A 23,590-nucleotide genomic window follows, 5' to 3' on the forward strand; every position below is an offset into this window, starting at 1 on the left:
TGTGTTTTTATTGAGTTAGTAAAGCGCCTTCCAGTTGGAACCGTTACAGCCTTCATGAACTTTAGCGGTTGTATTATATCGGATTGCACCTTCTTCCGCTGCTGTACATACCGCATTGGCGCCGGAAGCAATTCCTTTCATCTGAAGGGCGGCCCCTGTAGAAGTAGCCGCTGTAGGAGCCATATTAATTCCCAGTATGGTATCTGTTCCGTTTCCTTTATTGAAGAAAACATGTTGCTTATTGGCATACACCATTTGTCCCGCAGCAGCTTGAGCTGAAAATCCTATAGCAAAAGCTTCAGTCCCTGTCGCTGTATTTGCTGAGCCAACAGCTATATTGTTTAATGAAGTGGTATTTCCGCTCCCAATGGCAATCCCACCATTGTTATTGTGATTATTTCCGATGGTCAGCCCTGTGAGTCCTGTTACTGTATTCAGATTTCCAAAGACAAGGTTATTAGCGCCTGTTGCTGTATTATTATTTCCTATTACTTTAGCTCCATTGTTTGCGGCATTGTTTAATCCAATAGCTACAGCCGGAAAATTTCCCTGTGCAGAAACGGTATTATCTTTTCCCAGTGCAATATTTGAGGAAGTACTGTTGGTAAGGGTATTGTTTGATCCCCATGTTAATGAAGCATAAGGACCTGATGCAGAATTAGAATTTCCTCCCTGCAAGGTTCCGTTAATATCCAGAATTCCTTTTACGTTTTTCTGGGTTGCTAAAACCAAGTTCTGACCGTCATTTGTTCCCAGATAATTTCCAGCAGTGATGTCAGTTCCTAAGTTTGCAGTACTTGCTGTTGTGCCAGTATTCCCTACTAGCCGCCAGCTACCGCTTAAGCTGCTCCATTTTGAACCGTCAAAATAATAGTAGCCCGATGAAACAACATCCACAGTTTGTCCTGTAGGTGCAGTCTCAGCTGCTGTAACATATACTATTGCTCCGGTTTGGGCTGCAGTATAGTTTTTAGCTTTCAATTGTATTCCTGTAAGTCTTGGGGCAATCACACCGTCAAGTTTGCCCGGATTAGAAGGTGATCCTACGATATCAAAAGTTGCCTGTGGTTGGTTAATATTAATCCCTACCTGAGCGAATGTTGGAAAACTTAGTGATAACAGAGCGATGGTTAATAATTTGTTTTTCATTTCTAATGATGTTTGCTGTTTTTATGTAAATGTGTTTTTTTTAAAGGGCAATTCTCAGGCATTCTCATCTAAATCATAAATGAAATAACAGCTTATGCTGTAAGAAGGTGCTTAAAATTGTAAGGAATGTTATGGAATAAGGGAAAGAACTGGTTTATCAGGAATTTTGATGATAAATTTAAAACCGTCAACCAGTTTTATGGAATTGCTGTAGAACTTTTTAATGCCTTTAAATATTGGGCAAACGTCCTCCGTATATTGCTGATACGAATAGCTCCATTTATTTGATATGGCTACAAGTTTTGTAGTATTAAAGATAGGGAGTTTAGACTGAGAATCTTCATCATAAAATATATGAGTTTCCTTTTGATGAGCAGAGAGACATTCGGAAACAGGCCCGTCATTTTTGGTTTCAGAGCACAGATGAACAGAAACATCGGCTAAGTAATCCTGCAGATGATTTTTAATATCTGTACGATATGATAACTCAGGTTTTGTTCTCATTACAGATATCAACTTAGTGTTTAATTTTCCTACAGCTGCCAGAAGCAACAAAAGTGCAATCTTATGGCCGTAGGAAAGAAAATAATTTCTATCCAATTATATTGTGTTTTTTTCGATACAAATATAATATTTTTTCAACCAAAACAATATTTTATTAATAAAAATTCACACAAAATAACCAATATTAAAAATACTATTAAAATATTATGTTAATTATTAAATAATATTCAACCGTAAAAAGATATATTAAAATCAGAAATAAAAATATTGAAATACTGTTACAAAATAAGAATCACATTTACAATTACTTACATATAAAAAAAAGCCCAGGCAAATGCCCGGGCTTCTATATTTATAATACAATTGAAATTATTTCAATTCTACTTCAGCACCAGCTTCTTCTAATTGCTTCTTAAGAGCTTCAGCTTCGTCTTTAGAAACACCTTGCTTAATTGCAGCAGGAGCTCCGTCTACGATATCTTTAGCTTCTTTAAGACCAGCACCAGTTAAATCTTTTACTAATTTAACGATAGCTAATTTAGAAGCACCTGCAGACTTAAGAATTACGTCGAATTCAGTCTTTTCTTCAGCAGCATCACCTGCACCACCTGCAGCAACAACTACAGCAGCAGCAGCTGGCTCAATTCCGTACTCATCCTTAAGGATAGCAGCTAATTCGTTTACGTCTTTTACAGTTAGGTTTACTAGCGTTTCAGCTAAATTTTTTAAATCTGACATTGTTGTAATGTTTTTGTTGATTATTTATTTAATTTTTTGAGTGTAATTATTCAGCACTTGTTTCTTCAGTGCTTTCTGCAGCAGCTTCTGGAGCTTCAGCAGCAGGAGTTTCTTCTACTACAGGAGCAGCTTCTTCAGCTTGAGCTTCTACAGTTTCAGATTTGTTTTGAAGAGCAGAAACAACTCTCTGGATTGGAGACTGAAGTAATCCGATGATTTCACCGATCATTTCTTCTCTAGACTTGATGTTAGCCAACATATCTAGGTTATTGTCACCAACGTAGAAAGTTTCTTGAACAAAAGCAGACTTTAAAGCTGGCTTTTCTTCTTTCTTTCTGAATCCTTGGATCAATTTCGCAGGAGCGTTTGCTGTTTCAGCAATCATTAACGCTGAGTTTCCTTTGAAAGATGGGAACATTTCAGAGTAATCTACTCCTTCAATCTGCTCCATTGCTTTTTGTAAAAGTGTATTTTTTACAACTTTCACTTTGATATTTTGTTTGAAAGCTTGTCTTCTGAAATCTGAAGATTTACCAGCGTTCAAACCTTCTAAATCTGCTACGTATACTACTTTTGCATCCTGAAGCAAATCTTTGATCTCTTGTATTGCTACAACTTTTTGGTCTTTTGTCATTGTCTTAAGGATTATTATTAGTTAACAGATTTAGTATCAATTGCAATACCTGGGCTCATTGTAGAAGACAAATAGATGCTCTTCACATAAGTTCCTTTAGCAGCAGTTGGTTTCATTTTGATCAATGTCTGGATTAATTCCTGAGCATTTTCTTTGATCTTAGCAGCATCGAAAGATACTTTACCAATACCAGCATGGATAATACCATACTTGTCTACTTTGAAATCAATTTTACCTGCTTTAACTTCAGTTACTGCTTTACCAATTTCCATTGTTACAGTTCCTGATTTAGGGTTTGGCATTAAACCTCTTGGACCTAATACTCTACCTAATGGACCTAATTTACCCATTACAGCTGGCATTGTAACGATTACGTCAACATCTGTCCAACCTTCTTTGATTTTTTGTAAATATTCGTCAAGACCTACATAGTCAGCACCAGCAGCTTTAGCTTCTGCTTCTTTATCTGGAGTTACAAGAGCTAATACTTTAACATCTTTACCAGTACCGTGAGGAAGAGATACAACACCTCTTACCATTTGGTTTGCTTTTCTTGGGTCTACACCTAATCTTACAGCGATATCTACTGAAGCATCAAACTTTGTAGTGTTCACTTCTTTTACAAGAGCTGAACCTTCTTCAAGGTTATAGATTCTTCCTTTTTCTACTTTGCTTAAAGCTTCCTTTTGCTTTTTAGTTAATTTTGCCATTTCTTTAAGTTTTAAGCGTTAGTTGGTTTTGTTCCTGTTACTCTTAATCCCATAGATCTGGCAGTACCTGCAACCATAGAAAGAGCAGAATCCATTGTAAAACAGTTAAGATCCGCCATTTTATCTTCAGCGATTTTCTTTACTTGTTCCCAAGTTACAGAACCTACTTTGTTTCTGTTTGGTTCACCAGAACCTCCCTTGATCTTAGCGGCATCCATTAACTGGATCGCTGCAGGTGGAGTTTTAATAACGAATTCAAAAGATTTGTCTTCGTATACTGTAATTACTACAGGTAAAACTTGCCCTGGCTTATCTTGGGTTCTTCCGTTAAATTGCTTACAAAACTCCATGATGTTCACACCTGCAGAACCCAATGCTGGACCTACTGGTGGAGAAGGGTTAGCTGCGCCACCTTTCACCTGAAGCTTTACCATTTTAAAGACTTTCTTAGCCATTGTTTGTTTTTTAAATTTGAATAATTAATGAGTTTGGAAGCATTTATTATTCAGTAGGTTATGCACTCACATAACAATAAACCTACTTTTTGGACTGCAAAAGTATAAAATATTTTTGAAATAGCAAACGGAAATTGCTGATTTTTAAAAAGTTTTAGAAAAAAAAATCATTACCCATTATTGTATAATTTAAAATACAGCCAGAAAAATAAAAACGGTTATTTGCATTAAATAACCGTTTTTTATTTTTAAAAGGAAAGATTGATTAAAAACCGGAAGGTTTATTAATTGTTTTTGTAGAACCGTCATTTCCTCCAAGATCATCATTGATGTCGTTAATATTTTGTTTTTCAATCAATCTTCTATAGGCCATCAGGTAAAGGTCAACCGTAAAGTTGTTATAAGTTCTTGATGGTGTACTTGTATTGGTTGCAATCATTCTGCTATCCGTAAATCTTGCTCTTATATGCCATGTTCCGTTACTTTTGAAGGCTACTACATCCGGTGAGCCCTGTTTATTGTCATTCACACCATTATCTCCGTAATCAAGCATTACGCTGGTATTTCCATCATTCAGCTTAAATGAGTAGTTGTGAAGTATAACCAAAAAGTTGGTGGCATCAATTTTAGTATCATAATCTGTAATTCCTGTCCCAGGTACACCAGTAAGAGTAAGCTTAAGGTAATTGAACAGTCCGCTGCTTTCCAGAGCCGGATCATACAACTGTAAAGCATTCTGAGAAGTTGCTAAAAAGCTACCTCCTGTCATGGTAGGCTCTCCCGGATTTCTCAAGTACAAAGAATTCGTATAGGTCTTTCCGTTAACATCAAGTGTTTCTGTAGGATTAGCTGTATTCACCCCTACTTTTCCTTTTTGGGCATTCAAAAATATCCCAAGGCACATGATTATTGTGATATAAATTTTTCTTTTCATAGTTTTTTTATTGAAGCCCTAAAGGCGTATTGGTTGATACTCCAGAATATCCCGGTGAAGCAGATGCAGAAACAGAACCGTTAAAAGTTCCCCAGTCTTTCACTAATGATTTTTCAAAGACATTTAAGGTAAGTGTCCAGGTTCCATTGATGGAGGAAACAGTTCCTGCTCCTTTAAAAGCTAAATTAATAGCATGGTATTTTTTACCTCCACTGGTTACCTGTGTAATTTCAGTGGCATAGGAACCGTACGATTTTGGGCTGGTGGTGGTATTCGCTGCCGAAACCGCTCCAGTAAAAACAGCACCTGTAATAGCCACCACATATTTACTTGCATCTAATCCTGTATTGAGATTCACAACTTCATCCTGTCTCACATTTTTCAATACAACATTATACATATTTACAGGTGCTACATTACGGAGCGATATATCCAGCAGCTTTACCTTACCTACCGGCGAAGAATCTTTTGATCGGGTAAGAAGAAGATAATTTCCGCCTGCCTTTGTATTTTCAGTATCTATTAAATAGGATTCTACTAATGTTTCCCCTTCAACATCCAAAGTTCCTTTAGGTGTTGCAGTATTGATTCCTACTTGTGCATTTATGCTTAAAGCAGCAAAACCCGTGAAGAGTATCGCAATAATTTTTTTCATAGAGTTTATGTTTTTATTGAATTAATGGAGCTGTTGCAGCACCAGTAGCTGCCCCACTAAGGCTTTGTGTTGAATTAAAATCTTTAGCATACGATCTGTCAAACACCAATAAGTTCAGTGTCCAGACACCTGTAGGAAAAGAATTATCAGGGGCGAATCCCTGGTAATCTGCCTTAAGCTTCCATGTTCCTCCTGAAGAGTAGGCAAAAATCTGAGGCATTGGTGTAAGCCAATCTGCAGAATACGTTCTTGTAGGCTGTGTAAATCCAAAGGAAGAGATTACCACCAAAAACTTACTGGAATTGATCTTTGTGTCAAATTGATTCACCCAATCCTTATCTGTAGGATCACAGGTAATTTTGAACTGAATAAGATTAATAGGTGCCGGTGAATTAGGTACAAAAGAATCATTGTACGCTGTAATTTTGTTTTCCGGAGCCGGAGACTTAATAATGAAAGTGTAATTCTCGTCCGCTTTCAATTTTTCCAGAGGTTGCTTGAAAACAATTCCTGATGTCTTCATAGTACCATTCACGGTAAGTTCCTTTTCCGGTGTCGTAGTATTGATACCAACCTGCGCACTTATGAGCACAGATGTACCCACCAGAGTGATCATCGAAATAATTTTTGTCATTGGGTTATGTGTTTATATAAAAGCTTGTGTTTTGAATAACTGATCCGAATTTTATATTTATTTAATAACATAAATTACCCATACCTCTGTTACCAGTGCATGAAATAAAAAATATAAAATTTTATGGATTAGCTAACAGCTTGGTTGCAAGAAGTATGCCATCTGAAGGTGAAATAAGCAATTAAAAAAAACTCAATGCTTAAAAAGAAAATATGATCACTGAATGGTGATAATTAAATTAAAGCAAAGTACACTATAGAAGTAACCCACAGAGTTGCGAAATTTGAGAATCAACAAAATAATATAAATAAACTTAAAAAAACTCTAACAATAGGGAAAAAATATAAAAACTAAGTTCCAATATTTCATTATGAATTAATAGGATTACAGAATTACTAAATAATAAGCAATTCATCACCAAAAAAAATTTGAAAAGAATATATATAAAAAAAGACCGCTTTAAAGCAGTCTTTTTATATTTTATAAGTAATGTATTATACTTTTTCTACTTGCATGTAGCTTAATTCCATTGGAGTTTTTCTACCGAAGATCAATACAGAAACTTCAATTTTCTTTTTGTCTTCAAGAATCTTCTCAACTGTACCATTGAATCCATTGAAAGGTCCATCGATTACTTTAACGTTTTCACCTACTACATAAGGAATTTCAACATCGCTTGCAAATTCTGAAAGTTCATCCATTCTTCCAAGCATTCTGTTCACCTCTGATTTTCTCATTGGAACAGGATCACCTCCTTTTGTTAAACTTAAGAAAGAAATAACTCCAGGGATATTTTTAATAACGTGAGGAATCTCTCCCATCAGGTCAGCTTCAATCATCAAGTATCCAGGATAGTAAGGCCTCTCTTTAGGAACTTTTTTACCGTTTCTAATTTGGATTACCTTTTCCATAGGAATAACCACTTGAGTAACGTACTGTTCAAACCCTAGACGTTTGATTTCTGTCTCAATATAGTTTTTCACTTTATTTTCCTGTCCGCTGATTGCTTTCAGCACATACCATTTCAATTCGCTCATTATGGAAAATACTTAATTATTAATTGAACAAGTTGATTAGCATTCCTATTATGTTGCTGATTGCTTTTGAAAACAATTCATCAACTCCAAAGGTAAATAAAGCCAGAATAACTGTCGCAATAGTCACTACAATTGTAGAAGACTGAAGGTCAGCCCATTTTGGCCATTCAACTTTATGTCTGAATTCGTTATAAGAACCTTTTAAAAAATCGACAAATGAACTCATAATTTATATTTGCACGGGCACAAGGATTCGAACCCTGATCAACGGTTTTGGAGACCGGTATCCTACCATTGGACGATGCCCGTAGTTAAAAAAGCTCCGTAAAGAGTGTTCCTTACGGAAGCTTTTTATATTGTTTTAGATGTGGATTAGTCGATGATTTCAGTTACCTGACCTGCACCTACTGTTCTACCACCTTCTCTGATCGCGAATCTAAGACCCTCGTTAAGAGCGATTGGCTGAAGTAATTCAACAGTGATTGTTAAGTTATCACCAGGCATTACCATTTCTACACCTTCTGGTAAGAAGATCTCACCTGTAACGTCAGTAGTTCTTACGTAGAACTGAGGACGGTACTTGTTGTGGAATGGAGTGTGACGTCCACCTTCTTCTTTAGAAAGGATATAAACCTCAGCTTTGAATTTTTTGTGTGGCTTAACTGAATCTTTCTTAGCGATAACCATACCTCTCTTGATGTCAGTTTTTTCAATACCTCTCAACAATAGACCTACGTTATCACCAGCTTCACCTCTGTCTAGGATTTTTCTGAACATCTCAACCCCTGTAATAGTAGAAGTTAATTTTTCATCACCCATACCTACGATATCAACTGGATCACCAGTGTTGATAACACCAGCCTCGATTCTACCAGTTGCTACAGTACCTCTACCTGTAATAGAGAATACGTCTTCGATTGGCATTAAGAATGCTTTATCTTGATCTCTAACAGGCTGCTCAATCCATGTATCAACTGCTTCCATTAATTCTTCAACAGTCTTAACCCACTTCTCGTCTCCGTTAAGAGCACCAAGAGCAGATCCTTGGATCACTGGAGAGTTATCTCCGTCATATTCGTAAGTAGATAATAAATCTCTAAGTTCAAGTTCAACAAGCTCTAAAAGCTCAGCATCATCCACCATATCAACTTTGTTCATGAAAACAACGATTCTTGGTACATTTACCTGACGGCAAAGCAGGATGTGCTCTCTAGTTTGAGGCATTGGTCCATCAGTTGCAGCACATACTAAGATCGCTCCATCCATCTGAGCAGCACCAGTTACCATGTTCTTAACATAGTCGGCGTGACCTGGACAGTCAACGTGTGCATAGTGTCTGTTTTCAGTTTCGTACTCGATGTGAGCTGTATTAATAGTGATACCTCTTTCTTTTTCTTCTGGAGCAGAGTCAATAGCAGAGAAGTCTTTTTTCTCAGCAAGACCTTTGTTAGCTAATACACTACTGATAGCTGCAGTAAGTGTAGTTTTACCATGGTCAACGTGACCAATAGTACCAATGTTCAAGTGTGGTTTGTTACGATTAAACGTTTCCTTTGCCATGATTTAAAATTATTTATTTATTGTTTTTCAAATTTTCGGTGTGCAAATATAATGAATTTTTAAATACCAAAAACTTTTTATTAAAAAAACTTTCAATATTCTCATCCAGTGAAGGACAAACCTTATATTTAACGTATTGAGACTGCAAATTTACACATTTTTCCGAATAGAAAAAATCCTTAGAAACGTTTTATTTAAAATATAAACTATCTCGTTAATTATGAACAGGATATACAGACAAAAAAAAATATTGATCATTACCCGTATCCATAAATCCTAGTGCAGTTTTTTCTCGTACATATAAAGATAACAACTAAAATTAATATTATGAGAAAACTATTACACATGTATTTAGCCTTGTTTGCTATTACAACATTATTTTCATGCGATCATTCCGATGAAAACAGTATGTCAGAAAATATACCTCAAGGCCCGGATCTTATGGTATATGGAATAACGGCAATGAACGAGCTTGTTTATTTTAATGCCAGCAATCCCAAAATTTTTACTTCAAAAACAACCGTAACCGGTGTCGCCTCAGGAGAAAAATTATTAAGTATAGACTTCAGACCTGCAACAGGTGAATTGTATGCTTTATCCAATGCAAGCAAATTATATATCATCAATACCTCCAATGCTTCAGCAAGAACAGTAAGCTCAACAGCATTTACGCCTATGATCTCCGGAACAATAGCTTCTATTGATTTCAATCCTACAGTTGACAGAATTCGTCTGGTGAGTAATTCGGGACAAAATCTGCGTTTACATCCGGAAACCGGAGCTGTTGCTGCTACTGATATTACTATTAATGGAACAGGAAGTCCTTCCATAACAGGATTAGCCTATACCAACAGTAAAGCAGGCGCTGCTACTACTATTTTATATGATATTGATCCGATGCTGGGAAAATTATATAAACAGGATCCTCCCAACAATGGAACTTTGGTAGAGGTTGGAAGTCTTGGAACTACTTTTACAGGACAGGCAGCTTTTGACATCAAATACGATAACAGTACTGCTCTTTTAGCTTTTAATGACAAACTGCATATTCTGGATCTGAATAATGGAAAAGCAACTTCCATAGGATCACTCCAGCAGGGAATAATCGATATGGCTATCCCTACAGAACCGGTAGCTTATGCCATTGACAATTCAAATAATCTCCAGATTTTCAATCCCAACAATCCTGTGCCTGTTTCTAAAACAGTGGCCGGATTACAAAGCGGTGAGAGTATTTTAGGAATAGATTTCCGTCCTGCGAACGGACAATTGTATGCTTTGGGAAGCTCAAGCAGAATCTATACAATTAACTTAGGTACAGGTGCCGCTACTGCTGTGGGAGCATCTCCATTTTCTACCTTGCTTTCGGGCACGGATTTCGGATTTGACTTCAATCCAACAGTTGACAGAATAAGAGTAGTAAGTAATACAGGACAAAATCTCCGCCTGAATCCTAACGATGGAACAATTGCTGCTGCAGATCTCACACTGAATCCGGGAAGTCCAATGATAAGTGCAGCGGCCTATACCAACAACTTTGCCGGAGCTACCTCAACTACCTTATTTGTAATTGATCATAATACTGATAAATTATATCAGCAAAATCCACCCAATAACGGAACTTTAGTCGAAACAGGTTCTTTAGGAATCAACATTACCAATGCTAATGGTTTTGATATTGGAAGTATGAGCCAAAAGGCTTACTTAATAGCATCAGTAGGTTTATCTACAAGAATTTATTCTATTAATACAATGACAGGAGCAGCCACTTCTGTTTCCGATTATCCCAATAGTGTAAAAGCTTTTACGCTGGGATTAGGATTTTAAACTCATTCTTTATTTCAATAATCGAGAAGCGCGGAAAACTTTGTTTTCCGCGCTTCTTACTAATATAAATGAAAGATAATTTAAATCTGACTGAGCTTTTTTGTCCTGTTAAAGATCCAGAAAATAATTGGAAAAATAAGCAGGGTAAGTACTGTAGCTGTAATCAATCCTCCGATAATAACAATGGCCAGAGGTTTCTGAGACTCCGATCCGATTCCTGTAGACAAGGCTGCCGGCATCAATCCGATGGAAGCCATAAGCGCTGTCATAATGACAGGCCTTGTCCTGGATTTTACTCCATTTAATATAGCGGTATCGATATCCATTCCGTCTTTAACATTCTGGTGGAATTCTGTAATAAGGATTACCCCGTTCTGGATACAAATTCCCAGGAGAGCAATCATTCCTACTCCGGCAGAGATTCCAAAATTGATTCCGGTAACATGTAAAGCGATGATTCCTCCAATCAAAGCAAAAGGTACGTTCGCTATTACCAGAAGAGAATCTTTCATATTGCCGAACAGAATAAACAAGAGGAAGAAAATCATCAGAATACTCACGGGTACTACCTGCGCCAGTCTGTGTGAGGCACGCTGCTGGTTTTCAAACTGACCTGTCCATCCTATTGAATAACCGTCCGGAAGTTCAATCGTTTCTACTTTTTTCTGTGCATCCGCAATCGTACTTCCCAAATCCCGGTCACGGATGGAGAATTTAACCCCGATGTATCGCTTGATATTGTCTCTGTAAATAAATGCGGCTCCGTTATCTTTAACAATGGTGCTTATTTCTTTTAAAGGAATCTTTGCTCCATCCTGTGTAGGAACCATCAAAGCAGCAATGTCATTTTCATTGGTTCTGTATTCCTGAGAATACCGAAGACGGATCGGGAACTTTCTTTCCCCATCAAACATTTCAGAGGCTGTTTTTCCTCCAAATGCCATTTCCAGCACAGCTTGTGCATCCGCAGGCATTACTCCATAAGCAGCCATCTTATCTCTATTCAGAACCACGCTCACTTCCGGTTGTCCGATATTTTTAATAATTCCCGGATCTTTTACGCCTTTCACATCTTTAATTTTCAGTAAGACTTCATGGGCTAATTTATCCAGAGTTTCCAGGTTATCACCATAGATCTTGATTCCATTTTCAGCTTTAAAACCCGCCACAGCTTCAGCTACATTATCGGAAATCGGTTGCGAATAGTTGAAGGTAATTCCCTGGTAACTTCTAAGCTTTTTATCTATTTCATTGATCAGTTCATCATAAGTAATTTTACGCTTCCATTCTTCTCTTGGCTTAAGATTTACCGCAAACTGTACAAATCCGAATCCGTTGGGATCTGTTCCATCATTACTTCTTCCCGTCTGGGCAAGCACATCTGTCACTTCTGAAAAGCTCATAATGTCCTTCTTTAAAAGATCAGCTGTTTTCAGAGATTCTTTTAATGAGGAGCTCATCGGCATTTCGGCTGTGATCCACAATGAACCTTCATTCAACTGAGGCAGGAACTCTGTTCCAAGGAATTTACCCGAAAACAGTGTAACAGCCAGAAAGGAAATCGCTACAATCATGCTCATCTTTTTATGTCTGAATGTTAAATTAAAGCCTTTCAAAACGATTCTGTCCCAGAAGTTCACAAACGGGTTGCTTTTTTCTCTTACATTTTTATTTAAAAGAATATGGGAAAGAACAGGAACTAATGTTAATGTAAATATCAATGCTCCCATTAATGCAAACCCTAATGTAAATGCCAGAGGAGAAAACATTTTTCCTTCTACTTTCTGAAATGAGAAAATAGGAATCAAGGAAGTAATGATGATTAATTTTGAAAAGAAGATGGCTTTTCCCAGTCCTGTTCCGGTTTGCTTAATCCATCCTCCCTTGGCGAGTTTATTAAACTTCTCCGTCCCATACTTATGCGCTTTATGATCCAGCATTACGAAAAGGCCTTCCACCATGACGACGGCTCCATCTATGATAATCCCGAAGTCTACAGCACCTAACGAAAGTAGATTAGCACTCATCCCGGCCAGTTTTAAACATAAAAAAGCAAATAGCAAGGACAGAGGAATGATGATGGAAACAATCAGCGTAGTTCTCCAGTCTGCCATGAAGATTAAAACGATTACCGTTACCAGAACAATTCCTTCAATAAGATTATGCATTACGGTATGGGTTGTGAAGTCCATCAGATTGTCGCGGTCATAGAAAGTGACCATTTTGACATCTTTTGGAAGTACTTTTTCGTTAAGCTCTTTAATCTTAGCCTTCACTCCTACCAGTACTTCTCTTGGATTCTCCCCTTTTCTCATCACAACGATTCCTTCCACGGTATCATCATGATGATTCAGTGCAGCCTGTCCCACTCTAGGCATGGAGCTTTCATGAACTTCCGCCACATTTTTTACCAAAACAGGGTTTCCACTGTCATTCTGAATGGTAATATTTCCAATATCCGCAACAGATTTTACCAAACCAATACCTCTTACCACATAAGCCTGACCATTTTTTTCAATCACATCACCTCCTACATTCAGATTGCTCTTGGTAACGGCATCATATACCTGAAGCGGAGTCAGGTTATATTTATCCAATGCTCTCGGATCAATACTGAGTTCAAAAACTTTATCCTGTCCTCCGAAAACGTTGATATCCGCCACACCGGGAACACCTCTTAGAGCACGGTCTATTACCCAGTTTTGCAGGGTAAGCAATGCACGGGAATCTTTTGTTTTACTTTCCAGTGTATATCTGAAAATTTCACCGGTTGGCCCGTAGGGTGGCTGTACTTCGGGATCTACCTCATCAGGAAGGCTAATGGTTCGTAACTGGTTATTGACCTGATTTCTGGCAAAAGTATCGTCCACCCCGTCGTCAAACAGAATTTTAACAATAGAAAGCCCAAACATGGTGGTACTTCTTACACTTGTTTTTTTCTGAACCGGGCTCATCGCCAATTCAATGGGTGTCGTGACAAAACGCTCTACTTCTTCTGCACTACGTCCATTCCATTGGGTGATGATGACAATCTGGGTATTGGTTACATCCGGAAAAGCTTCAATAGGCATATTTTTGAAACTGATAAAACCGGAGATGGCTAAAATCGCTACCCAGATAAAGGTAAATGCTTTATTTTTTAATGAAAAAGCGATTATATTTTTTATGAATTTATTCATGATAGATACATTGATGACCTAAAAAAGCCGTTAAAGAAAAATGCAAACATTCTTAATGGTTTAATAAGACTAGCTGTTCAGCGAGCGGTATATCAGCAGCTGGTTGTTGGTAATCACTTCTTCTCCTTCTTTCAGACCGTCTGCAATATAAGTAACATCACCAACCTGCTTTAACACTTTGATTTCTCTGATCTTTACATCTGTTCTGGATTTAAAAATCACCACAAAGCTTTTATTATCATCAAAAATCACAGCTTTTGATGGAACGGTAAGCGTAGCGTTGCTCTCCAGACTGGAAACTTTTATTGTGGCTTTACTTTCCGGGATTAAAAGTCCGTTGGCATTGTCCAATACTACTCTTGCCTGCATGGCGTTGGTCTGTGGATCAATAATTTTGAATATTTTATCAATTTTTCCATCAAAAACTTTGTCCGGATAAGACAGTGTGGATACCTGGGCTTTCATTCCAAGACTAATCTTATCGATATCAGATTCATTGACATTCATAATCGCCCATACATTGGTAGTATTGGCCACATCAAATATATTATCACTTCTGTCACTTCTCAGCTGCATATCTTTATTGATACTTTTCTGAACAATATAACCGCTGATAGGTGCTACAACACTGTATATATTTCCGGTCTTCACATTATAAACCGTACTTACAGCCGCTGCTCTCTGCAACTGATCTTCTGCTTTTTGTAACTGGCTTTTAGCTTCCAGGACATCTCTTTCCGTATTAAGCTTTCCTTCGTAGAGTTCTTTTGCAACACGGAGGTTATTTTTTGCCACTACAAGATCTGTTTTTGCATCACTTACATCCTTTTGAATTTCTGCAAGCTCAGTACTTCTGATGGTTGCCAGTACCTGCCCTTTTTTCACATAGTCACCCAATTCTACATTGACACTCATCACATTTCCTCCAACCAATGGGTATACATCTATATAGCTGTTTTTGTCTGCAGAAATCTTTCCATAAAAGCTGTATTCATCTTCTATATTCTTTTTTTCAACTTTTGCCAGGGAAATAGAATTCAGCATGGTATTACTGAGCTCAAACCCTTTTTTGGGGTGAATATTTTTCTCTTCCTCTTTTTTGGAACAGGCCATTAATGAAAGGACCATCAATGCGGGAATAATATATGTTTTCATCATTTTAATAGAAGATTTTCGTTTGTACTAGTTGATTAAGCTGTTCTGCGGACTGCATGATTTCATTTTTCATATCATAGATCTGAAGGGCTGTCTCCCTGTAACTGTCCATAAAGTCTGTAAATTCAATCAGGCTGACATTTCCTTTTCTGAAATTGATCAGCATTCCGTTGTAAACAAGTTCCATATTCTGAAGGTCAGTCGTTTTCACATCCAGAAGTTGGTCATATTGTGCTTTCCAGGTTTTATAGGCAGATTGAACTTTAGTTTCCAAAGTCAATTTTTGAAAGTCTGCATTTTTCTGATTCTGCTGGATAGCATAGTTTGCTTTCACTACATTTCCCTGATTGGCTTTCCATAGCGGTAAAGGAATTCCCAAGGTAAGATTCGCTTCGTTATTGAAGGTTCCGCCTGCCTGGTCCCATGCAGCACCTACGGTAACATCCGGTACATTCAATGATTTCTGCCATTGTGCATACAACTTACTGTTATCAATAAGTTTCAAATTATATCGGTAATCCGCATTATTTTCCAGGGCTTTGCTTTTCAGTTCTTCTTCATCACCGAAAGGCTGTGCCACCAGAGCTTCTTTAGCTTCGGTTTCAGACATCGTAGGCTCTATTTCTTCAGTAACTCCTGTCAGAACTTTCAAATTCTGTTCAAAATCAAGAATATTTTTATTGATCTCCAGTTTATCATGATTCAGCTGGATCACAATACTCTGCAGTCTTACAGCGTCTTTAAGGGAAACATTTCCTTTTGCTGACTGCACACGATAGGCATTTAAAAGATCATTCATATACCCCAGCTGCCTGTTGGTATTCTCCAGTTTTAGTTTTTCATAATAAAGATTGAAATAGGTAGAACGGAGCTGAGATCTTAAATCTACCAGCAATTGTGAAAACTGAAGTTGAGCAAGTTCTTTATTGGATTTGGCAAAAGCGATTTCGTTTTTCTTTTTTCCCCCCATATAAATCAATTGAGTAATACCCGCTCCTTTAGAATGTCCTACATCAAAAAACTTCTTGTCCTGAGGATTATAAGCATTGAACTGCCCGCTTAATTGAGGTAACTCCCAGATTTTAGCCTGCAGAATATCCGCATCAGCCATATTGATATTGTACTGTTCGGCGAGCAGCTGGAGGTTGTTCTTCTGGAAAGCTTCTTCACAATCCAAAAGAGACATCTGCTGTTGTGCTGCCATGAATGAGGAAACGGCTAGGCACAGCACTGCAATTCTGTTCATTATTTTTCTTTTTAAATTACAAAATTGCTTTGATGCTATTAAAAGAAACTTAAATGACGCTTAAAAAAATATTAAAATAGGCCTGAACAAGCTGTTTATGCAATAACCGATCATACAAAAAGCAGTGAATTTTTCTCTAACCATTGAATTTTTATTAAAAATTTCAATCAGGAGTTTAACAAAAAAAAACAACTGTTTTTCATATCAGTTGCTTTTCATTTTATTTTTTAAAAAATAAGGTAAACTTATTCATGTACTCCTCAGGTGAAGAATATACAATATCTGAATCATGATATTCCAGAATTCTTTTGACGATTCTAAGACCTAATCCTGATCCTGCTATATTCTGTGCATTATTCCCTCTCGTGAAAGCTTCAAACAGTTTAGCCTGCTCATCTTCAGAAATAGTATTACCATGGGAAATAACTTCGATGGAAAGATTATCATTGGTTTCAGTGATGAGAACATTCACTTCTGTATTATCTGAGTACACCGCTGCATTTTTAAACAAGTTGATAAATACAATTACCAATAGTGACTGAATTCCTTTTATAGTCAGAAAAGCATTTTCAGAACTTTCTTCATTAATCAGAAAATCCAGCTTAAGTTGCGGATAACTTTTCTCCACCGCTTCAAAAGCTTCAAAAATAACTTCGTCAATCCTTACTTCCTCATAAATACTCTGGATATTTTCTTTATCAAATTTTGTAAGCAGTAAAAGTGAATTTGTCAGATCTGACAGCTGATAGACATCTCTCTGAATTTGTTTTAAAGAAGACAGAGTTTCCGGAGAATGCTCTTCAAACTTGATAAGGTTTTCCAGCTGAAATGCCATTCTTGTTATAGGAGTTCTGATCTCATGTGAAGCACTGGCCGTAAAATCTTTTTGTGACTGAAATACATCATCCAGCCTCCCAATCATTGTATTAAAAGATTTTGCAAGAACACTTACTTCATCATTAGATTGTTCTACCGGAATCTGTGTGGTGAGCTTATGAGCCGTAACTTCAGAAATTTCTTTGTTCAAATCTTCAAGAGGACGTAGGAACTTTTCCACAAAATAATAGCTAAAGAACCCAATAAGCATAGTGCTCATCACATAAGCTGTAATCAAAAGATATTTAAGATATCCCAATTTGGATTTCCCATTGGTATCAAAAGCACTTGTAAGGATATAATAATTTTCACCGTTGATATTCCTGAGGGCTGCATAGATTTCGGGAACGGTTTTTTCGGTATAGATAATCTTCTTTTTATCCAGCTCTTTAAGCATTGCACTGTCCCAGATAACATTTCTGTCTTTGATCGTACTGTAGATCAATTCTTTTTTTTCATTGAAAATTAAAATCTTTTCATTCAAAAGAATGTTATCTGAATTTTCATTGAAAAAAACGGGTGCTTCCTCTTCAAAGTCTTTGGATTTTGAGATGAAATGAGAAGTAAACTCAAGTCTCTGCCTGAATCTTTCTTTAAACTCATCTCTTCTGAAATCATTAAAAGATAAATAAATGACCGCCATCACCATTCCAAATAATAATGAAAAGGCAATACTTATTGTTAAAGCGATCTTTCTTTTTAAAGACATTTATAATGGACTTAGGTAATATCCGAAACCTGAACGGGTGTGGATCAGTTTTATTTTAAAATCTTTATCGATCTTCTTCCTCAGGAAATTGATATAAACTTCCACCGTATTGGTATTTGTATTGAAATTGTGTTCCCAGACATGTTCTGTGATCTGTTGCTTGGAAACCGTTCTTCCCTGCGCTTCCGCAAGATAAACCAACAATTGGAATTCTTTTAAGGTAAGGGTTATTTCATTTCCTCCACGATAAACCTTCTGCTCTGTTTTGTTGATAATAAGATCATCAATTCTTAAAATATCCTGATCAGAATTATCAGAAGGTGCTTTTCTTCTTAATAGTGAATTGATTCTTAACAGAAGTTCCTCAAACTGGAATGGCTTTACAAGATAATCATCAGCCAGCCTAGTGAAGGCATCTTTTTTATCAGAGATATCCCCATAAGCAGAAATGATAATGATAGGAGTATTTTTATCAAAAGAACGGATCGTCTGACAGACATCAAGTCCATTTATTTTAGGAACATTAATGTCTAGTAAATACAGATCATAAGTACTATTTTTTATCTGACGAAGAAAAGTCTCCCCGTCATAGATCTTATCACAGTTAAAATTATTTGATTCTAAAAATCTGCACAATTCCGCAGACAGAATGAGATCATCTTCCAGTAAAAGAATATTCATCAAAAAATTATTTTACACGAATTTAAAGAAAATTTTATGATTGTGATTCTAAAGATGAAGTAAAAGTTTTCATGATAGCGCTATCATCAAGAAACGAATCTAAAAAAAAAATTGAAGAAGGAAATAATTTTAGGATTTATCTAAGCAGATGTTTAACTGTAAAATGATCAGATAGTAAAATTAAATTCTTTTGGGCATAAAAAAATCCCGAAGAGATTCGGGAAAATCGAGAGCCAACTACGGGACTTGAACCCGTGACCTCTTCCTTACCAAGGAAGCACTCTACCGCTGAGCTAAGTCGGCATCAACTAAAAAAATCATACTAAGCAGCATGATTTTTTGTTGAGCGGAAGACGGGGGTCGAACCCGCGACATTCAGCTTGGAAGGCTGACGCTCTACCAACTGAGCTACTTCCGCAATTTTGTTTCCAAAACTATTGGTAAACGCTGTGCAAAACTAAGAAAATTTATTTAATCTTGCAAGTTTTTGATAATATAAAATGTGGGGAGAGCAGGATTCGAACCTACGAAGCCGAAGCAACTGAGTTACAGTCAGTCCCATTTAGCCACTCTGGAATCTCCCCAGATATTTTATATTAAAATGGAGCCTCCAGAGGGATTCGAACCCACGACCCCGAGATTACAAATCACGTGCTCTGGCCAACTGAGCTATGGAGGCATTTTAATAAAGGACTGAAACTGATCGAGAAACTCTACTCTACACATTTCAGTGTTAAAAAGAATCACTTTTATGGTGATTTCTTTGAGCGGAAGACGGGGGTCGAACCCGCGACATTCAGCTTGGAAGGCTGACGCTCTACCAACTGAGCTACTTCCGCAATTTTGTTTCCAAAACTATTGGTAAACGCTGTGCAAAACTAAGAAAACTTATTTAATCTTGCAAGTTTTTTTTACAAAAATATAAAGTGGGGAGAGCAGGATTCGAACCTACGAAGCCGAAGCAACTGAGTTACAGTCAGTCCCATTTAGCCACTCTGGAATCTCCCCAAAAGTTTATATTTTATGAGCCTCCAGAGGGATTCGAACCCACGACCCCGAGATTACAAATCACGTGCTCTGGCCAACTGAGCTATGGAGGCAAATATAAAAAAGAATTCAAAAGATCGCTGTTCCTTTTTTGCGAGTGCAAATATAGAACGGATTTTTTGAATTCTCAAATATTTTATAAACTTTTTTTAACTTTTTTTTCTATGCCATTTCTTTTTTCTTGATTAATAGCTTTTTAGCAGTATCAACACAAAGGTCCAAACTTTCTTCAAAACTTGTAGATGTCTTCTTTACTACGATATCGTCTCCCGGAACCGCCAAAATAATCTCGGCTGTTTTATTTGCTTTGTCAGCATTATTTTCCACTTTCAAAAATACCTTACACTCCTGAATCTTGTCATAGAAGGTATCCAATTTGCTAACTTTTTTGTCGATGTGTGACTCTAGTGGTTCGTGTGGTGTTAAACCGATTGATTGAACTGAAATCTTCATAATTCTTCTTTTTTTGATGCTCGAGGGTGAGCCTGATTAAACACTTTTTTCAATTGTTCAATATTAGCATTCGTATAGACTTGAGTACTGGCAAGACTGGAATGCCCTAATATTTTTTTCACTTTGGAGATCTCCGCCCCATTATCCAAAACGTGAGTAGCAAAGCTATGCCGAAGGATGTGAGGACTTTTTTTTTCTTTCGTTGTTACAAGACTAAGGTACTTATTAACTACCACATAAACAAATTTTTCACTGAGTTTTTTCCCTTTCTTATTCACGAAAAAATATGATTTAAATTCTGTCTGTGGATTTCTTATTTCCAGATAACTTTTTAGAAGTTCAGACAGTTCATCGGAAATAGGAATTACCCTTGCTTTATTCCCTTTTCCTATTACTTTTAATTCATTTTCATATAAGTCAACATTCTCAAATATCAGGCCACAAAGTTCAGCTTTACGCATTCCTGTCTGATAAAGAACTTCCATAATGCATTTTTCAAGCACACCATGTACCTGTTCGAAAACCCTTTCATTAAGTTCTTCCATTTCCTCTTTAGACATAGGAATCTGTTTTTCAGCATAAAACTTCAGAGAAGAAATACCTTCGGTAGGAGAGACTTTAATCTCCCCTATTTTTAAATGAAAAAGATAGAAACTACGGAGCGAGGATAATTTTCTGTTAATACTTCTTTTGGAAATGTCATTTTCACTGAGTTCAACAATAAAATTCCGGATAATCTTTTTGTCTGCCTTGGCTAAATTGTCGGAAGATTCCGTTCGGAGAAAGAAATGGGAAAAGTCTTCAAGGTCTTTTTTGTAGCTTGTGATGGTATGAGGAGAATATCTTTTTTCGAATTGTAAGTATTCTAAAAACTTTTCCAGCATCATAGGTATAAAAATAAAAATTCACTCCTCAAATATAAGAATTTAAGAAGTGAATTAATATATGGTTAAGAAAAAATCTTAAGCCTGCTCTTCTTTGCTAAGCGCTCTTTGTTTGTAAGCCGCTTTTAGTCTAGCTTGTCTCAAAGTTACAGAAGGCTTAATAAACTGTTGTCTAGATCTTAATTGACGAACAGTTCCTGTTTTATCAAATTTTCTCTTGTATTTTTTTAAAGCTCTGTCGATGGATTCACCATCTTTTACTGGAATTATTAACATATTTTACATCTCATTTTGGATTGCAAAACTAGACAATTTTTATGAGAACACAAAATATATTGCCATAAACAATCACTACTCCACCCTATGACTGTTAAAAAACCCCGTATTAAAGCCTGTTAGCAAACAATAATATTTTTATCCACAATTACTGGATATTCAATTCTTACTACCTTCAGGTTACTCATTTTATTTCCTAATTTCTATTAAAACCATCTACATTAATGAAATGTAAACAAAAAGCATTATCTTTGCATTCACTTTATTCATGGGGTTGACTGGTTTCGACAGCAAGACCAATGGGTAAGTAAGCATGCAGAGAACCGTAGCGCGATCTCTATAATCCCTTGCTACAAAATTTTAACTGGCAACGAAGAGTTCGCTCTTGCAGCTTAATATCGAAGTATAGTAGATCAAGCGTTTTCCCGAAGATTTCAGTAGGGAAGCAAGATATTCCACAAATGCTCTGTTCTGCGGCGTTTGATCCTGGGATATAGGAATGCAGAAATAAGGCTTTAGAAGCTTTGGCTAAAGCTCGAAAATTTCAGAAGATAAGCTGGTAGTTGGGTGTCTATCCTCTGCTTCCAGTCGAAAACCAATGGTAGAATAAGCATGTAGAAAGCTTATGTATTGCTTGTTTGGACGAGGGTTCGAATCCCTCCAACTCCACTTAAAACTCTGTAAATTGCTGATTTACAGAGTTTTATTTTTAAAGGTGCTAGTGTAGGTGCTATATTAAATTCTATTTTATTAAGAATTATCAAATAATTACCATCATACTTTGCCAATGATAACAAATCCAGCTCTCTTATTGCATTTACTTAATTAAAATAATCATATTATAACTATCAAAAAGAAATAATTTCATAATTTTGTTGTGTTGAAAACTTTTAGTAAACATATCAGCTTTATTATCTTACTATGTTTGGGCTTTTTTCTAATTCCAAGCTTAAGCTATGCTTGTGCAAAAAAAACAGCTAATACAGAACAGAAAAGTTGCTCTAAAGATCAATATTCAAAATCAGAACATAAAAGCAGATGTAAGGATAAGTCCTGTACTAAGTGCAACGATGGTCACGACTGCAACGGTAAGTGTAAACACAGTTCTTGCAAATGTAGCACTTCTTCATCTCCATTAAGTTTACCTATACTTGTAGATATAAAAACAGAAAATCACTTTGCGGAAATTAAAACGCAAAAATTCGGTTTCAAACAAACCTATTATTCTTCGGGTTACCATTCTTTTTGGCAACCGCCTAAAATAGGATAAAACTATGGCTTGCTAGCCACAGTTACGTCTTGTCGAAAACTAAATCCGGTTTTCGCAACCCTTTTATAAATCTTATTAATTTTAAAATTTTCAAATTGAAATCAATATCAAAAATATTGATGGTAATCACCGTATTACTATCAGCAGTAAACAGTTTTGCACAAATCAAAAATGCAAAAACAGAAACCGTAAAAATATATGGCAACTGTGATATGTGTAAAACCACAATTGAAAAAGCAGGAAACGTAAAAAATGTAGCCACAGTAGAATGGAATAAAGACACCAAAATGGCTACACTTAAATACGATGATAAAAAAACAAGCCAGGATGAAATACTGAAACGTATTGCTTTGGCAGGTTATGACAGCGAGAAATTTTTAGCTCCAGATGATGTATATGCTAAACTATCCGGATGCTGCCAATACAACAGAGAATTAAAACCAGTTGCAAAAGTTGAAGTTGCAAATATGGATATGAAAGCAGAACACGGTAACCACAACTCAAAAGAAATGGCAACTACCCAATATGCACCACAACTGAAAGCAGTTTTCGATAATTATTTTTCTGTGAAAGATGCTTTGGTGAAAACCGACGCAGGTACTTCATCCGCAAAAGCTTCTGAACTGATAAAAGCAATTAAAGCAGTAGAAATGACAAAACTTTCCAACGAAGAACATACCGTTTGGATGAAAGTAATGAAAGATTTAACTGCTAATTCAGAAAAAATTGCAGTAGCAAAAGATGTTACCAAACAAAGAGAAATTTTCGCTTTACTGGCTAATAATATGTACGAATTAGCCAAAGTTTCAAAACAAGAAACACCTGTTTATTATCAGCATTGCCCAATGTACAATAATGGTAAAGGAGCAAATTGGCTAAGCAAAGAAGAAGCAATTAAAAATCCGTATTACGGCTCCAAAATGCTTACTTGCGGAAGCGTACAGGAAACTATTAATAACAAATAAAACGCAATTGTT

General features: G+C 36.5%; 23 protein-coding genes, 8 tRNA genes and 1 other RNA gene. 4 read left to right on the forward strand and 28 right to left on the reverse strand.

Annotated features, from left to right (window positions below; genetic code table 11):
- Positions 1-15: 15 nt before the first annotated feature.
- From PZ898_RS11915 to tuf, 13 genes are all read right to left on the reverse strand, one after another.
- The gene (locus PZ898_RS11915; protein ID WP_123279080.1) at positions 16-1,149 is read right to left on the reverse strand and encodes a hypothetical protein; all 1,134 of its coding nucleotides are present in this window, start codon (positions 1,147-1,149) and stop codon (positions 16-18) included.
- A 129-nt stretch (positions 1,150-1,278) separates the two neighbouring features.
- Positions 1,279-1,749 carry a hypothetical protein gene (locus tag PZ898_RS11920; protein ID WP_277693430.1) on the reverse strand — a complete coding sequence of 157 codons (471 nt, stop codon included), beginning with the start codon at positions 1,747-1,749 and terminating at the stop codon, positions 1,279-1,281.
- A 273-nt stretch (positions 1,750-2,022) separates the two neighbouring features.
- Positions 2,023-2,391 carry a 50S ribosomal protein L7/L12 gene (gene rplL / locus PZ898_RS11925; protein WP_062675820.1) on the reverse strand — a complete coding sequence of 123 codons (369 nt, stop codon included), beginning with the start codon at positions 2,389-2,391 and terminating at the stop codon, positions 2,023-2,025.
- A gap of 46 nt (positions 2,392-2,437) precedes the next feature.
- Positions 2,438-3,025 carry a 50S ribosomal protein L10 gene (rplJ, locus tag PZ898_RS11930; protein WP_062675819.1) on the reverse strand — a complete coding sequence of 196 codons (588 nt, stop codon included), beginning with the start codon at positions 3,023-3,025 and terminating at the stop codon, positions 2,438-2,440.
- A gap of 17 nt (positions 3,026-3,042) precedes the next feature.
- A complete protein-coding gene (rplA, locus tag PZ898_RS11935) occupies positions 3,043-3,735 on the reverse strand; it encodes a 50S ribosomal protein L1 (protein ID WP_002976422.1) in 693 nt (230 codons plus the stop codon).
- An 11-nt stretch (positions 3,736-3,746) separates the two neighbouring features.
- On the reverse strand, positions 3,747-4,190 hold the full coding sequence (gene rplK, locus PZ898_RS11940; protein WP_047435399.1) for a 50S ribosomal protein L11: 444 nt from the start codon (positions 4,188-4,190) through the stop codon (positions 3,747-3,749).
- A gap of 265 nt (positions 4,191-4,455) precedes the next feature.
- Positions 4,456-5,124, reverse strand: a complete 669-nt coding sequence (locus PZ898_RS11945) for a hypothetical protein (protein WP_123279079.1) — start codon at positions 5,122-5,124, stop codon at positions 4,456-4,458.
- Positions 5,125-5,131: 7 nt separating this feature from the next.
- Positions 5,132-5,779 carry a hypothetical protein gene (locus PZ898_RS11950; protein ID WP_062675817.1) on the reverse strand — a complete coding sequence of 216 codons (648 nt, stop codon included), beginning with the start codon at positions 5,777-5,779 and terminating at the stop codon, positions 5,132-5,134.
- Positions 5,780-5,792: 13 nt separating this feature from the next.
- Positions 5,793-6,413, reverse strand: coding sequence for a hypothetical protein (locus PZ898_RS11955; RefSeq protein ID WP_062675816.1), 621 nt, complete (start codon positions 6,411-6,413; stop codon positions 5,793-5,795).
- A 494-nt stretch (positions 6,414-6,907) separates the two neighbouring features.
- Positions 6,908-7,450 carry a transcription termination/antitermination protein NusG gene (gene nusG, locus PZ898_RS11960; RefSeq protein ID WP_002976412.1) on the reverse strand — a complete coding sequence of 181 codons (543 nt, stop codon included), beginning with the start codon at positions 7,448-7,450 and terminating at the stop codon, positions 6,908-6,910.
- 19 nt (positions 7,451-7,469) lie between these two features.
- The gene (secE, locus tag PZ898_RS11965; protein WP_002976410.1) at positions 7,470-7,676 is read right to left on the reverse strand and encodes a preprotein translocase subunit SecE; all 207 of its coding nucleotides are present in this window, start codon (positions 7,674-7,676) and stop codon (positions 7,470-7,472) included.
- A 12-nt stretch (positions 7,677-7,688) separates the two neighbouring features.
- Positions 7,689-7,759, reverse strand: a tRNA-Trp gene (locus tag PZ898_RS11970).
- 63 nt (positions 7,760-7,822) lie between these two features.
- Complete coding sequence (gene tuf, locus PZ898_RS11975; RefSeq protein ID WP_062675815.1) at positions 7,823-9,010, reverse strand: elongation factor Tu; 1,188 nt, start codon at positions 9,008-9,010, stop codon at positions 7,823-7,825.
- Between the two features lie 327 nt (positions 9,011-9,337).
- On the opposite strand from tuf, the gene PZ898_RS11980 reads away from it, so the two are divergent.
- Complete coding sequence (locus tag PZ898_RS11980; protein WP_277693431.1) at positions 9,338-10,837, forward strand: DUF4394 domain-containing protein; 1,500 nt, start codon at positions 9,338-9,340, stop codon at positions 10,835-10,837.
- An 80-nt stretch (positions 10,838-10,917) separates the two neighbouring features.
- Here PZ898_RS11980 and PZ898_RS11985 read toward each other — a convergent pair whose 3' ends face one another.
- The 15 genes from PZ898_RS11985 to rpsU form a co-directional block, all read right to left on the reverse strand.
- Positions 10,918-14,016, reverse strand: a complete 3,099-nt coding sequence (locus PZ898_RS11985; protein WP_277693432.1) for a CusA/CzcA family heavy metal efflux RND transporter — start codon at positions 14,014-14,016, stop codon at positions 10,918-10,920.
- A 69-nt stretch (positions 14,017-14,085) separates the two neighbouring features.
- On the reverse strand, positions 14,086-15,171 hold the full coding sequence (locus tag PZ898_RS11990; protein ID WP_062675920.1) for an efflux RND transporter periplasmic adaptor subunit: 1,086 nt from the start codon (positions 15,169-15,171) through the stop codon (positions 14,086-14,088).
- Positions 15,172-15,175: 4 nt separating this feature from the next.
- Positions 15,176-16,417 carry a TolC family protein gene (locus PZ898_RS11995; protein WP_277693433.1) on the reverse strand — a complete coding sequence of 414 codons (1,242 nt, stop codon included), beginning with the start codon at positions 16,415-16,417 and terminating at the stop codon, positions 15,176-15,178.
- A gap of 220 nt (positions 16,418-16,637) precedes the next feature.
- On the reverse strand, positions 16,638-18,002 hold the full coding sequence (locus PZ898_RS12000; protein WP_277693434.1) for an ATP-binding protein: 1,365 nt from the start codon (positions 18,000-18,002) through the stop codon (positions 16,638-16,640).
- The gene (locus PZ898_RS12005) at positions 18,003-18,683 is read right to left on the reverse strand and encodes a response regulator transcription factor (protein WP_047435426.1); all 681 of its coding nucleotides are present in this window, start codon (positions 18,681-18,683) and stop codon (positions 18,003-18,005) included. It lies immediately after the preceding gene.
- A gap of 231 nt (positions 18,684-18,914) precedes the next feature.
- Positions 18,915-18,986, reverse strand: a tRNA-Thr gene (locus tag PZ898_RS12010).
- Positions 18,987-19,028: 42 nt separating this feature from the next.
- Positions 19,029-19,101: transfer RNA gene (locus PZ898_RS12015), tRNA-Gly, on the reverse strand.
- An 85-nt stretch (positions 19,102-19,186) separates the two neighbouring features.
- Positions 19,187-19,267 (reverse strand) — tRNA-Tyr (locus PZ898_RS12020).
- A gap of 18 nt (positions 19,268-19,285) precedes the next feature.
- Positions 19,286-19,362 (reverse strand) — tRNA-Thr (locus PZ898_RS12025).
- 87 nt (positions 19,363-19,449) lie between these two features.
- Positions 19,450-19,522: transfer RNA gene (locus PZ898_RS12030), tRNA-Gly, on the reverse strand.
- Positions 19,523-19,610: 88 nt separating this feature from the next.
- Positions 19,611-19,691 (reverse strand) — tRNA-Tyr (locus tag PZ898_RS12035).
- An 18-nt stretch (positions 19,692-19,709) separates the two neighbouring features.
- Positions 19,710-19,783: transfer RNA gene (locus tag PZ898_RS12040), tRNA-Thr, on the reverse strand.
- Between the two features lie 109 nt (positions 19,784-19,892).
- Positions 19,893-20,183: an HPF/RaiA family ribosome-associated protein gene (locus PZ898_RS12045; RefSeq protein ID WP_047435429.1), complete on the reverse strand. Its 291-nt coding sequence runs from the start codon at positions 20,181-20,183 to the stop codon at positions 19,893-19,895.
- Positions 20,180-21,067 (reverse strand): tyrosine-type recombinase/integrase, encoded by an 888-nt coding sequence (locus PZ898_RS12050; RefSeq protein WP_277695604.1) that lies wholly within the window; start codon positions 21,065-21,067, stop codon positions 20,180-20,182. Before PZ898_RS12050 ends, PZ898_RS12045 begins: the two co-directional genes overlap by 4 nt.
- Positions 21,068-21,145: 78 nt before the next feature.
- Positions 21,146-21,343 carry a 30S ribosomal protein S21 gene (rpsU, locus tag PZ898_RS12055; protein WP_034693154.1) on the reverse strand — a complete coding sequence of 66 codons (198 nt, stop codon included), beginning with the start codon at positions 21,341-21,343 and terminating at the stop codon, positions 21,146-21,148.
- A 270-nt stretch (positions 21,344-21,613) separates the two neighbouring features.
- On the opposite strand from rpsU, the gene ssrA reads away from it, so the two are divergent.
- The 3 genes from ssrA (at position 21,614) to PZ898_RS12070 (ending at position 23,578) form a co-directional block, all read left to right on the forward strand.
- Positions 21,614-22,015: a transfer-messenger RNA gene (ssrA, locus tag PZ898_RS12060) on the forward strand.
- 284 nt (positions 22,016-22,299) lie between these two features.
- Positions 22,300-22,482 carry a hypothetical protein gene (locus PZ898_RS12065; protein ID WP_056012959.1) on the forward strand — a complete coding sequence of 61 codons (183 nt, stop codon included), beginning with the start codon at positions 22,300-22,302 and terminating at the stop codon, positions 22,480-22,482.
- Positions 22,483-22,708: 226 nt separating this feature from the next.
- Positions 22,709-23,578 (forward strand): DUF3347 domain-containing protein, encoded by an 870-nt coding sequence (locus tag PZ898_RS12070; protein WP_174514427.1) that lies wholly within the window; start codon positions 22,709-22,711, stop codon positions 23,576-23,578.
- The last annotated feature ends 12 nt before the right edge of the window (positions 23,579-23,590 follow it).

This window comes from Chryseobacterium sp. WX (assembly GCF_029542485.1).
Taxonomy (GTDB): domain Bacteria; phylum Bacteroidota; class Bacteroidia; order Flavobacteriales; family Weeksellaceae; genus Chryseobacterium; species Chryseobacterium cucumeris.